The organism is Sphingobacterium sp. ML3W, assembly GCF_000747525.1.
In the GTDB taxonomy this organism is placed as follows: Bacteria; Bacteroidota; Bacteroidia; order Sphingobacteriales; family Sphingobacteriaceae; genus Sphingobacterium.
Genome location: NZ_CP009278.1, coordinates 3541591 through 3555625 on the forward strand (window position 1 = coordinate 3541591; position 14035 = coordinate 3555625).

General features: G+C 37.2%; 10 protein-coding genes. 6 read left to right on the forward strand and 4 right to left on the reverse strand.

What is annotated here, in order from left to right:
• The first annotated feature begins 7 nt into the window (after nt 1-7).
• Nucleotides 8-1759: a class I mannose-6-phosphate isomerase gene (locus KO02_RS15185; protein WP_038699608.1), complete on the forward strand. Its 1752-nt coding sequence runs from the start codon at nt 8-10 to the stop codon at nt 1757-1759.
• 17 nt (nt 1760-1776) lie between these two features.
• Entirely contained in the window at nt 1777-3066 is a 1290-nt protein-coding gene (locus KO02_RS15190; RefSeq protein ID WP_038699610.1) for an amylo-alpha-1,6-glucosidase, read from the forward strand.
• A gap of 152 nt (nt 3067-3218) precedes the next feature.
• On the opposite strand, the gene KO02_RS15195 is transcribed toward KO02_RS15190, so the two are convergent.
• On the reverse strand, nt 3219-3905 hold the full coding sequence (locus KO02_RS15195) for a hypothetical protein (RefSeq protein ID WP_144243340.1): 687 nt from the start codon (nt 3903-3905) through the stop codon (nt 3219-3221).
• Nucleotides 3906-4207: 302 nt separating this feature from the next.
• Here KO02_RS15195 and KO02_RS15200 point away from each other — a divergent pair, with 302 nt between their 5' ends.
• Together KO02_RS15200 and cydB are read left to right on the forward strand one after the other, a co-directional pair.
• Nucleotides 4208-5545 carry a cytochrome ubiquinol oxidase subunit I gene (locus KO02_RS15200; protein WP_038699612.1) on the forward strand — a complete coding sequence of 446 codons (1338 nt, stop codon included), beginning with the start codon at nt 4208-4210 and terminating at the stop codon, nt 5543-5545.
• A 5-nt stretch (nt 5546-5550) separates the two neighbouring features.
• Nucleotides 5551-6627, forward strand: a complete 1077-nt coding sequence (gene cydB, locus KO02_RS15205; protein ID WP_038699614.1) for a cytochrome d ubiquinol oxidase subunit II — start codon at nt 5551-5553, stop codon at nt 6625-6627.
• Here the strand turns inward: cydB and KO02_RS15210 are convergent.
• Complete coding sequence (locus KO02_RS15210) at nt 6587-6859, reverse strand: hypothetical protein (RefSeq protein ID WP_038699616.1); 273 nt, start codon at nt 6857-6859, stop codon at nt 6587-6589. The genes cydB and KO02_RS15210 overlap by 41 nt on opposite strands.
• A gap of 512 nt (nt 6860-7371) precedes the next feature.
• Between KO02_RS15210 and KO02_RS15215 the strand changes: the two genes are divergently transcribed.
• Complete coding sequence (locus KO02_RS15215) at nt 7372-9543, forward strand: S9 family peptidase (protein WP_200878556.1); 2172 nt, start codon at nt 7372-7374, stop codon at nt 9541-9543.
• Between the two features lie 9 nt (nt 9544-9552).
• The gene (locus KO02_RS24255; RefSeq protein ID WP_262506667.1) at nt 9553-9678 is read left to right on the forward strand and encodes a hypothetical protein; all 126 of its coding nucleotides are present in this window, start codon (nt 9553-9555) and stop codon (nt 9676-9678) included.
• A 375-nt stretch (nt 9679-10053) separates the two neighbouring features.
• On the opposite strand, the gene KO02_RS15220 is transcribed toward KO02_RS24255, so the two are convergent.
• Both KO02_RS15220 and KO02_RS15225 read right to left on the reverse strand, forming a co-directional pair.
• A complete protein-coding gene (locus tag KO02_RS15220) occupies nt 10054-12291 on the reverse strand; it encodes a S9 family peptidase (protein ID WP_038699618.1) in 2238 nt (745 codons plus the stop codon).
• 208 nt (nt 12292-12499) lie between these two features.
• Nucleotides 12500-13783: a Gfo/Idh/MocA family protein gene (locus tag KO02_RS15225; RefSeq protein ID WP_038699620.1), complete on the reverse strand. Its 1284-nt coding sequence runs from the start codon at nt 13781-13783 to the stop codon at nt 12500-12502.
• Nucleotides 13784-14035 lie beyond the last annotated feature (252 nt).

Genomic DNA, 14035 nt, shown 5'->3' on the forward strand with positions numbered 1-14035 from the left:
ATTAAATATGCATACCAACACAGACACCAAAACTTTACAGTACGATATCAGGCCTTCTTTCCAAGCAGTAGGTGAGATATCATCATCTTTCACCAAGCTGGCTCATACCTTAATCGATAATAATATACATATCATCGATGGTTTTATCGGTGTAAATTGGGAATTTGTCATAAATAAGATCAAAAAAGAGTTTGAAGATTACGACATTATTCCCCATTTCGTAGCTATCGATGATGCGCTTCTTTCCGAAGAGATTATCAATAATCTAGTCATGCCCTATCTGGGAGGAGACGATCCTCTTTTTGGTAAAAAATCACTGCTTCCATTATCGTCCTTTTTTGATACAAAAAAAATTGAGCAATTTCGTGAGGCGTTAAGGGAGAGTACAGAATATATCATCTTTTATGGAGTTGGTGCAGCTCTTCTAGATAGCACTAATACACTCATGTATGTCGATCTTCCAAAAAGCACATTGATCCAACGTATGCGTGCTGGTCAAGCATGGAATTTAGGATGTAGTAATTCAAAAGATCCAAAACAAATATACAAAAGGTATTATTTTATCGATTGGGAAGCACTGAATGACCACAAAAGATCAATCTTACCTCGAATCGAAATCATGGCTGACCAACAGTCTGACGAAACATTGCCCTGGATATTAGGCCGTGATTTAAGACAAACATTGCATCAAATGTCTATCAACTATTTTAGGGTAAAACCTACATTTGAATCGGGTGTTTGGGGAGGACAATGGATGAAGGAACATTTAACAGGGATAGATCAAAATGCAAAAAACTATGCTTGGTCTTTTGAGATGATTGTGCCTGAAAATGGATTAACATTAAAATCTAACGACCAAGTTCTCGAAATCTCATTTGATCAATTGATGTTTTCTGAAAGTAAAAATGTCCTCGGACTGGCACAGCCTCGATTTGGTGTTGAATTCCCCATCCGATTCAACTTTTTAGATACATTTGATGGTGGAAACCTATCTATACAATGTCACCCAAGTCCGCAGTATGCAAAATCTGAATTTGGAGAGAACTTTACCCAGGATGAGACCTACTATATCGTAGACCGAAAAGGAGATGCTCAAGTATATTTAGGTTTTCAAGAAGATATTGACCAAGAAAAATTCCGATCCGCATTGGAACAGAGTTTTGAAACAGGCGAATCCATTGCCATAGAGCAATACATTCAAATGTTCGAATCTAAAAAACATCAATTATACTTAATCCCCCATGGAACTGTACATTCATCTGGCATTGATAATCTGGTGTTGGAAATTAGTGCCACACCATATAATTTCACTTTCAAAATGTATGATTGGGTGAGACCAGACTTAGATGGAAAACCCCGTCCATTGAATATCAAACGTGCTTTTGACAATCTCAATTTTAAACGTAAAGGCGAGGTCGTCAACGAGACGCTAATTGTTAAGCCTATCACTCTGAAGATTGATGATCAAGCCGAGAAAGTACACTTACCTACCCACGAAGATCATTTTTACGACGTGGTTCGTTATGACTTTGATAGAGAAATACGAATTGAAACCAACAATCAATGCCATATCCTGATGTTAGTGGAAGGTGAAGCTATTGAACTGACCACAGCCAACGGAATGAAGCAAGTATTTCATTATGTTGAAACTTTTGCGATTCCTGCAGCAGTAGGATGGTATCTACTTCGAAACCTTGGAACGCAACAGGCAAAAGTAATCCAATCTTTTGTTAAAGATTCAAAATGTAACCAATTTTAAACTAAACATTTAATATTATGAAACACCTATTTTTTGCATTAGCATCCTCTGCTCTCCTATTTTCCTGCAATCCGAATGGAAGTAAAGGAAAGCAAGAAGAATGGCAGTCAAGCATGAAAAATGACAGTAGTTTTCAACTTGTCAAAAATATGGCTACCAATACCATAAAATCTGGTTTCAATGCTGGTGATGGATATGAAGAAGTTTGGATCAGGGATTATAATACTTTTATCAATTTGGCTACCCTGGTACATCCGCATGAACAGATTAAGGATCAGTTATTGCTATTTTTTAAATTACAAGGAACTGATGGTAATATTGCAGATGGATTTGTAAAAAAGTCTAGTTTGAAAAATGGTATATCGGACTATTATACGATGACCAGTTTACTTGCTCCCGACCACGCGGCACATAAAAATACGGTAGAAACAGATCAGGAAACTTCATTAATCCAAGCTGTTTCTAAATATATAAAAGCATCTCAAGACACAGCTTTCTTATCTATTAAAGTCGGCAACAGTACGGTCAAAGATAAGATGGGAGACGCACTCCAATTCTTAATGAATGAAAGATACAATATAACTTATGGGTTGTTATGGGGAGCTACTACTGTGGACTGGGGCGATGTCCAACCCGAACATGACTGGGGAGTACATCTAGACGAAAACTCACATATAGCTTTAGATATTTATGATAATGCGATGTTTCTAATAGCTTTGGACAACTATATGGAACTGGTTCCAGAAAAAGCATCCCATTGGCAACCTATCCGAGATAATATAGCTTCCAACACAATGAAGCATCTTTGGGATGAGAAAAATCAGAAATTCATACCTCATATCTATATCAATGGATCACCATTTGCTTCTGACTTTGATGAGAATCAAATCTACTACCATGGTGGAACAACAATTGCCATTGAAGCCAATTTATTGAGTAAAGAACAGATTAAAATAGCGTTAGACAAAATGGTTAAAAACGTGAAAGATGCTGGTGCTGCCACGATTGGTCTGACCATCTACCCGACTTACCCTGCGGGTTCATTCAAAAATAAAGGCATGTACCCTTATGGTTATCAAAATGGTGGCGATTGGACCTGGTTTGGTGGCCGTATGATTCAACAGTTGGTGAAAAATGGTTATGAAAAAGAAGCATATGAACAGATGAAGCCCATGTTAGACCGAGTCGTAAAAAATAAAGGATTTTATGAATGGAATACCAAAGATAATAAACCCGAAGGATCTGGAACATTTAGAGGAGAAGCTGGGGTATTATATGATGCCATTACATTATTGGAAAATCATTAAACTAATTGCCAATCAAAATGAATAGTAGAGGACTCTAATCGAGGCAATAAGCTCTATTTTAAACTCAAAAAGTGATTGAAAAGGTGTAATCATAAGATTACACCTTTTCAATACCCATCTCCCATTCTTATAAAAAAACAAGCTTATCTTATTTATCTAATGTTAAATTTAAGTTCCAAGATATTCTTTCCGTTGAATTTATTAGCATAATCCTGATCTAGCAAATCAGCACGTTCAATTTTCACTTTAACACCTGGCTCTATTTTACGTAAACTATAGGTTATTTTTTTTGTTTTTCCTTTATTTTCAAGTCCCAAAGTAAAAAAGGATATCAATCCTGTCATTTCATATTGACCATTCACCTTTGTTCCATCGGTATAGGCTGTATCTCGAGGCTGAAAGATAGCACCACCATTTGTCTCAGAATTTGCATTGGCAATCAAATTATCCGCAGTAAGAAATGCTTTATAGTTCTCTGCAGTCGAGAGATTCTCGACGTACTGCTGTTGAATTTCAGCACCACTTTCATCAAATACTTTCAGGTCCATCTTATAGGCAAGTTCTGCATTCAGATTAGTTATATCATTTGACATTGCGTTACCTGACGCATCAAAGTTAATTGTAATCACAGCTCCTTCCTTGGCACTGCTAACACCATGAAAATGATTTCCATGTGCCGCTCCCTTTGTCCCCAATAGTTCAGTAAACTGTAAAGAGGCACGTACTTCTTCACCGAGTATGGGAACATGCTCATCTTTTTTGCAAGATACAATGCCGAATAAGATTCCTACATAAACGAATAGCAATGCGGATGTACTTTTAATAAATTTTGTTTTCATGATTTGATTTTGATTTAGTAAAAAACTTAACATATAGAAGTTGTTATATTGCAACTATGTTGCAAATGTAAATAATATTACAACAAATGCAACATAGTTGCAATATTTACAATAAAAAACATCATTCTCCAAAAGATTTCAACATAGACTTATACCTTCAATGGTGGATAGATTATTATACTATTATATAGAGAACCCGGATTTTATAGATTAAAATCAAACATCAAATCAATATATACCATTGATTTTCAAGCAAAAACAGCTATATTTAATATGAATTTCAACCACATAAATAATGTCCTATGGAAGACATGATACTTTACAACCGGTTACAGTTTGCTTTCACCATTACCTTTCACTACCTGTTTCCGCAATTAACGATGGGCCTCTCCCTCATGATCGTTTACTTTAAATGGAAGTTTCTACGAACAAGGCTTGAAGATTACAATCATGCCGCCAAATTTTGGATGAAGATATTTGCTTTGAACTTCACCATGGGGGTCGTAACTGGAATCCCGATGGAGTTTCAATTCGGCACGAATTGGGCTAAATTCTCCGAGCTTACAGGGGGAATAATTGGACAGACATTGGCAATGGAGGGTATGTTTTCCTTCTTTCTTGAATCCTCTTTTCTGGGCATGTTTCTCTTTGGAGAAAAGCTCCTTGGCCATAGGTTGCATTTCCTTGCAGGCCTGATGGTTTTTTTAGGATCTTGGGCCAGTGGTTTCCTCATTATTGCGACCCACTCTTGGATGCAGTACCCTGTTGGGTATGAAATATTAGAAAATGGAAAATTTGTCTTAAACAATTTCACGGCATTATTCAATAATCCATGGCTTTGGCCATCCTACCTACATAACCAAGCAGGTTCATTGATTACCAGTTCCTTTTTTGTGGCAGCAATAGGTGCTTTTTATCTATTGAGCGATAAGCAGAGTCGATTTGGAAAAATATTCGTAAAAACTGGTGTTATATTCGGCGTCATTTCCTCTATTTTAGTTGCGTTTCCAACTGGTGATATGGCCGCCAAAAATGTAGTCAAATACCAACCGGTCACTTTTGCTGCCATGGAAGGTATCTTTAAAACCGAAAAAGGAGGGTCAGAGATTGTTCTCATCGGACAGCCTGATATGAAAAATAAGAAACTAGATAACAAGATTGCAGTTCCCAATGTACTCAGTTTCCTGACCTATCAACGTTGGGACGCAGAGATTAAGGGGTTAAATGAATTTGATGAATCAATACACCCAACCAATATTCCGGGTCTATATTATGGTTACCATATTATGGCAGGACTAGGAACAATATTCATTGCAATCATGGTGCTGGCAACCTTTCTTTTGTGGAAAAACAAACTTTATCAAACTAAATGGCTTTTGTGGATATTGATGTTTATGATTCCATTTCCTTACATCGCCAATACGGCAGGTTGGTATACAGCAGAATTGGGTAGGCAGCCTTGGCTTGTATACAATTTAATGCGGATGGTCGATGGCGTTTCGCCTACTGTTTCCTCTGGAAATGCATTATTCACACTATTAGGATTTATAGGTCTTTATATCTTGCTTGGATTGCTGTTTTTAATGCTTGTTTTAAAAATTATAAGAAAAGGTCCCGAAGCTCAAATCAATTTAAAATAAAGGTTATGGAAATATTTTGGTTTATCGTATTAATGGTCATGCTGGGAATCTATGTTATTCTTGATGGCTATGATTTTGGAGCGGGAATCGTACATCTTTTCTTTGCTAAGACCGAGGAGGAAAGAAAAGCCGTAACCAATTCCATTGGACCATTTTGGGACGCTAATGAAGTTTGGCTCATTGCTTCGGGAGGTGTTTTATTTTTTGCATTTCCGACTTTATATGCTTCGGCTTTTAGCGGTTTTTACTTACCCTTGATGCTGGTACTTTGGTTGCTTATCTTTCGAGCCATTAGTTTAGAACTAAGAGGGCAAGTACATAACCGTATGTGGGAGATGATGTGGGACAAAGCTTTTGGTATTGCTAGCCTTTTACTAGCGCTCTTTTTTGGGGCCGCCTTAGGGAATGTCGTTCGCGGCGTGAACTTAGGTATGGTTGAAAATGGTATTTCTACACAAGAACCTCATTATTTCTTTTTAGCACTCTGGAATCCCACATTTGATCCTTTGGCCGAGCACCAGGGTGTCATCGACTGGTTCACCCTTCTCTTGGGCTTAGTAGCCGTCGTTACATTGACTATCCATGGAGCCAATTGGATTATCCTAAAAACTGCGAGCACCTTAAACCAACGCCTTAAAGGCTTTATTTTCAAGCTTAACTGTATCCTTTTATTCTTAGTAATACTATCAGCATATGTATGGCACTATGTAAAGCCGATTTCGCTTCATAACTTTGAGTCCAATAATTGGCTTTGGGCATTCCCCTTCATAGCCGCTGTTGGACTATTTGGATTATTTAGAATTAAAAAATTCAAAAAAGATATTTCAGGTTTTATCTTTTCATCGCTTTTTATTTTCGGAAGTTTTGGTTCTACCGTAGCATCGATGTTCCCTATCCTATTACCTTCTACAAATAATATCAATCCTTCTTTAACCGTACAAAACATGGCAGCCCACGAATATGGTCTATCTGTAGGTTTGGGGTGGTTCGCTGTTGCAGCCGTATTAGTGATTATCTATTTTATCATTCAATTTAAGGTATTTAAAGGAAAACTGGATGATGTAGGTTATGGAGATCATTAGGAATTTTATCCCCAATTAGCAAAGTCTTGAGCAATGCGAAATCTTTTTCAGCAACACCATTATCATCCATGGGTAGCTTAGACATTTTCATACATACATTATAACCAATCATTGCTTTCAGCCAGAATGTAATACATTTATCATGATTTGTAAAATGGCGTAAATTCTCAATATTTCCCATCAATCGCTTTTGAGCGGTATGTGAATCTTCAGTTTTTAAAAGAATCTCCATATTGAAGGGTGAACAATAATTTTCAACTTTATACAATTCAAGAATAAAATAAATTTAGAATAGAGCATGTGCCCCGATATTATTGTAACAAAACTAAAACAGACTGCGCCTTCCATTTTTTTGGAATTGCCTAATCCATATTTAGAAACCGTTAAAGAGGAGTTACATCAGCCTGAAAATGTATACCCCTATGATAATAGAATAACAAGATTGCATGTAACTTAAAGAAAATAAACTTCAAAAAAATCATCTAAGAAATTTCAAAAGAATGTACGACGTAAAAGTCAAATAATACGATTAAATTAGTCCATTATGATGAACGACATCTTGCAAATCCAAATAAGGTTCTTACTATAAGCTCTACAAAAGTAAATTTGAATCTCTTTAAAAGTTAATCTCAATAAAAGAGATCTTGAGGATAGACAAAGTAGATTTAAGATAAAAAAACTGCACTTTAGCGACTCATCAAACATTAAGAATCTGTAATCTATTAAACTGTTAAATAAAATATTATGATGAAAAAAATTCAAATTATCATCCTTGTACTCCTCTCATGCTATATGCCCCATTACCTTATGGCCCAACGGGTCTGGACGGAAGATGGTGCACAATATTATGAATTCACAACTAGAGGTATCGAAATTATCAATCCCAAAAATGCAAATCGGACCATGTTCTTGACCAGTGAATCTCTAATTCCAATAGGTACACAGAAACCGCTAAAAGTAGATTTATTCAGTCTTTCGGATAATAGAGAATGGATACTGATTTACACCAATAGTAAACGGGTCTGGCGAGAAAACACCCGTGGCGATTATTGGGTCTATAATCAAAAATCCAAGCAACTAAAACAAATCGGTAAACAATTCCCTCCCGCTCAGCTCATGTTTGCCAAATTCAATCCTCAAGGAGATAAAGTGGCTTATGTAAATAAAGAAAATCATAATATCTATATTGAAAACCTCTCCAATGGTAATATCACACAAATTACCAAAGATGGCACCGATCGCATCATCAATGGCACCTTCGACTGGGTTTATGAAGAAGAATTTGGTTGCAAGGATGGCTTTAGATGGTCTCCTGATGGCGGGTCGATTGCCTACTGGAAACTAGATGCACGGGGCATCCGTAATTTCCTGATGATAAACAATACCGATAGTATTTATTCTTATACAATTCCAATCGAATATCCTAAGGTAGGACAATCGCCAAGCGCAAGTTCAATCTGGACTTATCAACTTGCTACAGAATCTAACACTAAAATAAATATTCCCGGAGATCCTTATCAACATTATATACCTCGTATGGAATGGTGCTTGGACAGTAAACAATTGATCTTGCAACAACTCAATCGGAAACAGAATGAAAGCAAAATCTTCACCGTTGCGTTACAGTCCAATAAAGCGAATAACATACATACAGAAAAAAGTGACTCTTGGATAGATATTAAAGCAAGATGGAATAATAACAATCCAGCAGGTTGGGATTGGATACAACAAGGAAAAGCCTTTATTTGGGTATCCGAAAAAGACGGTTGGCGCAAAATCTATCAGGTGGACCTGATGGGTAATGAAAAATTGATTACAAAAGCTGATTATGATATCATTAATTTTGATTTTCTGGATTCAAAAAATAAGACAATTTATTTCACAGCTTCTCCAGACAATGCAACTCAAAAATATTTATATAGCGTATCGACGGATGGGGGCACTCCTAAAAGACTAACCCCAGCATCCTACACAGGAACCGGCCATTATGATATCTCTAAAAATGGTCAGATTGCAATCTTCGGTTTCAGTAATCACCGTGAATTAAAAAGAAATGCTGTAATCAGTTTACCATCACATCATATTTTAAAGGATTTTGACATCAAACAACAAAAGAATACAAGTGACGGAATAGCAGAATTTTTTAAAATAAAAACGGTTGATGATGTAGAATTAGATGGATGGATGGTTAAACCCTTGGATTTTGATCCCTCTAAAAAATATCCCGTAGTCTTTATGGTCTATGGCGAACCTGCATCACAGACTGTCTTGGACAATTATTATGCAGGATACAATCAACTCTATCAAGGCAGCATGGCCAAAGATGGCTATATCTACATTTCCTTGGACAATCGCGGCACTCCCGCTCCTAAAGGTAGCCACTGGCGTAAAAGTATTTATCGCCAGATTGGACAACTGAATATCAAAGATCAAGCAATGGCCGCCAAAGAAATATTAAAGTGGCATTTTGTAGATAGCACCCGTATAGCTGTTTGGGGATGGAGTGGTGGTGGTTCCAGCACATTGAATCTTTTGGGACAATATCCAGAAATATACAAAACAGGAATTGCAATTGCAGCTGTCTCCAACCAGCTCCTATATGACAATGTTTATCAGGAAAGATACATGGGTCTCCCGCAAGAGAATTTGGCTGATTTTGAAAATGGTTCACCTATTAAGTATGCGAAAAATATTAAAGGAAACCTATTGTACATTCATGGTACGGGTGACGACAATGTGCATTATCAGAATGCTGAAGTACTCATTGACGAACTGATCAAGCATCAGGTGCAATTTCAACTGATGGCCTACCCAAATCGCAGTCACTCAATCAGCGAGGGTAAGGGTACAAATGAGCATTTAAAAACGTTATTTACCAATTATTTAAAACAACACTGCCCTCCTGGCGCTAAATAATTACCACCTATGAAAAGAAAACTATTATTTGCATTGAGCAGCTTACTATTGAAAACAACCTTTCAAGATGCATCCCTTCAGTTAATGACAAAAAAGATGAATTTAATTGGGTCGACTCTCTACATCGAAATTTAATAAGTCTCTCCATAATAAGAAAGACCCATAATAGGGTCTTTCTTATTATAGTTATTGTTATTGTTATTGTTATTGTTATTGTTATTTACAATCCACTCTTTATTTTAACTTCAAGTAACTTTCGGTAATATTACGATCACTTTATAAGCTCTCCTCTTGAATATTCGATAGCCAAGAAGAACCTTAATATTACTGTGCGCAGTGAACCGAGCCGCTCAAACTGTATTGAGGCACCTTGATACCGGTCTACTATTGGGGCTTTATTCTACAGACCCTTTTCATCCTATTCCACCATTAAAATAAGCAGAATAGTCCTAAAGCATCCCTGAAAAATTCTCAGTCCTATCGAAGGAAAAGATTACAATCCTGATAAGATCAATATTGATTCCACGCCGGAGGATTTACACCCAAGAGGTGTTTTACAAAATAATCCCTACGTTTTTTCTCACCAAAATCACCACCCGAAGAATGGCCCATTCCGGGAACCATGATGAAATCATGATTTTTACCTGCTTTGATGAGTGCATCAACCAATTGAAAAGTAGAAGCAGGATCCACATTATCATCCAATTCGCCTACGATTAATAATAAGTCACCTTTGAGATTAGCGGCATTTTCTACATTAGAACAAGCTGCATATTCAGGACCTATCGGCCACCCCATCCACTGTTCATTCCACCAAATTTTATCCATTCTATTATCATGACAGCCACACGAAGAGACACCAACCTTATAAAAATCAGGATGAAACAACAGCGCCCCAGTAGAACTTTGACCGCCTGCCGAAGTACCATAAATTCCAACCCGTTGGATATCCATCTGCTCATACTTTCTAGCCGCAGCCTGCATCCATAAAATGCGATCGGGGAAACCAGCGTCCTTCAAATTTTTCCAGCTGATATCTTGAACTGCCTTCGAGCGGTTAGAGGTTCCCATCCCATCTATCTGTACAACGATAAACCCCAACTCGGCCAACTCATACATACCACTAGGATTGGCATAGAATGATTTAGGGACAAATGAACTGTGCGGTCCTGCATAAATATACTCAATCACAGGGTATTTTTTTTCAGGGTCAAAATTTGTAGGTCGAATGATAATTCCCCAAACATCCGTCACCCCATCTCTCGCTTTGGTCGTAAATACCTCAGGAGCTTTCCATCCCAAAGTTTGCAAAGTGTTTAAATTTGTTTTTTCCAATTCTAGCATTACATTTCCTTTATAATCACGTAAAACTGCGACCGGAGCTTGATCAACACGAGAATAGGTATCTATAAATTGTGAGTAATCGTTATTAAAAACCGCTTGATGGTTTGCATCATCATGAGTCAATTCTTTCAAATTCTGACCATCAAAATCGATCGAATAATATTGAATGAAGTATGGGTCTTGATTTCTGTTTCTACCACTGCCCTCAAAAATAATTTTCCGTTTATCTTCATCCACATGAATTACTTTCCTGACCACCCATTCTCCTGCAGTAATCTGATTCTTCACTTTCCCTGTTTTTCCATCATATAGGTATAAATGGTTCCAACCATCACGTTCAGAAGCCCAAATGATTTCACTTCCATCCAAGATATCCGTCCTGTATTTTTTACCACTATAATCGATAAATGTCTTATTAGTTTCCTTAATTATAAACCTAGAGACACCCGAATTTGCATCCAGCTCCATGACTCCGTATTCTTGATGTCCTCTTTTATTGAATTCGAACGTTACAGCACGCCCGTCCTTTCGCCATGAAAAATCGGAGATATCAAATTGATTTTCGATCAAAGAGATATCAAAAACAAAAAGTTGATTGCGCTTTAAGTTAAAGACAACAGGTGATTTCTGTGGTAATGCATCCCCTGGCTTGACATAATCTCGGGCCTGCAACTTGGGTTGCAACTGCTCTTTTGGAGAAGATTCAATCAACGTCAATTGCCTTACCTCAACTTTTTGAATCTTTACCGCAGCTATTTTCTCGCTATCGCCAGACCATTGAATGCGATTACTATAATACTGTTGATTATTTCCATCAAAGGTGACCTGGCGGGCATCTTTTAATTTTCCTTTAGGCGCTACGAACACATTATGATTCCTTATAAACGCAACTTGAAGTTTATTCGGTGCTTCAATCTCCCTATATTCATCATCGGCATAACGTCTCCCCCAATATCCTGAACCTACATTTCGTTCTTTGCGTTCACTTGGACCAGTTTGCTTCAACTCATTACGCTTCCGACTCCATATCCACTGAAAATCTTCCAAATCCAAAGATACCTGTTGTTCATCCAGCAAGGTAATACGATCATTTGTGATACTGCGATATTCAAGCTTACGTCCCAATTGATTCTCGACCGCAGCTAACACCTTTTGGACATCAAATAACAGTTCCTTTTTCTTTTGTTGTGGAATCACTAAGATATATTCCTTCCCTTTGGCAGTAGCACGATCATACCAAAACAAGTCTCCCTTCTCATTCCAAAAAAATTGACCGGGAAGATTTTCCACTTTGTTGGTCAACTGTGACTTTAAATCTTTGGATCTTTTATAATCGCCTAAGGTGCCCTGCCCAAGCACCAATTGCACACAAAATAGAAGTAAGAAAGTATTAAGAAATTTCATTTTTTTTCGTTTAGGGTTTATCAAATAATAGATTGGAATACCTAGTAAAGCAATCAAAATACCAGACTATGTATAGTTGGGTCTAAAAATAACCATTAAAATGATAATGACAAGGTCCATCTTGATATATAAAATAACGTGGATAACAGAAAACAAAAAAGCATCCCAATAAATTTGGGATGCTTTTTCATATGCTATTGATAGCAGTCTACACTTTTGGATATACATAACCATTATGATAAGCTGCAGCTAAATATCGGTTAGCCTCTTTGTCCGTAAATTGTCTTTTATTCTTATCCCAATATAATTTCTCCCCAGCTCTATATGCAATATTTCCCATTTGGGCTAAAATAGCAATATGTGACCCTGCTTCAACAGGAGCACGCAATATCTCCTTATTTTTAGTCAGGATAGCTTCCACAAAATTATCCATGTGACGTTCAAGTCCATTGTCCTTAGCTTTTTGAAAAGGAACAGCAGCCATCCGATCGCCTTCTGCCAACACTTCCCATCCATCCCTATTCAGCACTAATGTTCCGTTATTTCCAATGAACGCTACACCATGACCCTTTTGATAAGGTCCTAAATCAATACCTATTGTATGCTCCCATTGGACATTGAAGCCATCGAACTCGTACAAAGTGGTCAGTGTATCGGGTGTTTCTTCTGCGTCATCAGGATAAGCAAATTTTCCACCAGCAGCCATCACCGAACGAGGATCCGATACTTTCATGCCAATCAGTGCAAAATCCAACATATGCACTCCCCAGTCTGTCATCAACCCTCCTGCATAATCCCAAAACCAACGAAAATTGAAATGAAAACGATTAGCATTAAAAGGTCTTTTGGCCGCAGGTCCCAACCACTTATCATAGTGAACTCCCGCTGGAATAGCAGTATCAGATACAATTGGTATATCTTGCTTCCAACCAATATACGCCCAGACTTTAACTGTTCTTATCTTTCCTAAATTACCAGCATGCAAAAATTTCATCGCATCTTGAAAGTGTTGCTGACTACGTTGCCATTGTCCAACCTGAACAATCGCATTATGCTTCTGAGCAACAGCCACCATCAATTCGCATTCTTTAATTGAATTACCAATCGGTTTTTCGACATATACATGTTTTCCTGCTTCAACAGCAGCAACCATCATTAGGCAATGCCAATGATCAGGAGTACCAATGATTACCGCATCGACCTGACGATCTGCCAACAATTCTTTATAATCAATATAGGTTTTAACAGATATGCTACGTTTCTTCAATTCATCGACACGCTTTGTTAATACATTCTCATCAACATCACAAAGAGCTGTGCAGATTACATTTTGATTTTTCAGTATAGCCATCAGGTTTGACCACCCCATTCCATTTACGCCAATGACGCCAACACGAATTTTTTGTGTGTTTCCAAAAACGCCATGACGATTAAATAATAGCGCCGAAGCAGCTAAAAAGCTAGAGGTCTTTATAAATTTCTGTCTATTCATAATATTGTTTACAAGAGTTAGCTTATCATATCAAGAAGGACAAGTATCATAATCCACCCCTAAGCTCTGTGGCATTACAGATGTGATTCAACTTACGCTTCGATTTTTATATTGATGTTATCACTAACAAAAAAGAAATGATTTTTAGGTCAAAGTTTAGTTTATATACGAATATATAAAAAAAAGACACTTCTTCAAAGTGAACATTATTCACATACACTTATCTGTAAAATATAATATAATTGTTACGCA

Bases quoted from the DNA above. Each gene is read 5' to 3' on its own strand.
- KO02_RS15185 (WP_038699608.1), top strand. From the start codon at position 8: ATGCATACCAACACAGACACCAAAACTTTACAGTACGATATCAGGCCT.
- KO02_RS15190 (WP_038699610.1), top strand. From the start codon at position 1,777: ATGAAACACCTATTTTTTGCATTAGCATCCTCTGCTCTCCTATTTTCC.
- KO02_RS15195 (WP_144243340.1), bottom strand. From the start codon at position 3,905: ATGAAAACAAAATTTATTAAAAGTACATCCGCATTGCTATTCGTTTAT.
- KO02_RS15200 (WP_038699612.1), top strand. From the start codon at position 4,208: ATGGAAGACATGATACTTTACAACCGGTTACAGTTTGCTTTCACCATT.
- cydB (WP_038699614.1), top strand. From the start codon at position 5,551: ATGGAAATATTTTGGTTTATCGTATTAATGGTCATGCTGGGAATCTAT.
- KO02_RS15210 (WP_038699616.1), bottom strand. From the start codon at position 6,859: ATGGAGATTCTTTTAAAAACTGAAGATTCACATACCGCTCAAAAGCGA.
- KO02_RS15215 (WP_200878556.1), top strand. From the start codon at position 7,372: ATGATGAAAAAAATTCAAATTATCATCCTTGTACTCCTCTCATGCTAT.
- KO02_RS24255 (WP_262506667.1), top strand. From the start codon at position 9,553: ATGAAAAGAAAACTATTATTTGCATTGAGCAGCTTACTATTGAAAACA.
- KO02_RS15220 (WP_038699618.1), bottom strand. From the start codon at position 12,291: ATGAAATTTCTTAATACTTTCTTACTTCTATTTTGTGTGCAATTGGTG.
- KO02_RS15225 (WP_038699620.1), bottom strand. From the start codon at position 13,783: ATGAATAGACAGAAATTTATAAAGACCTCTAGCTTTTTAGCTGCTTCG.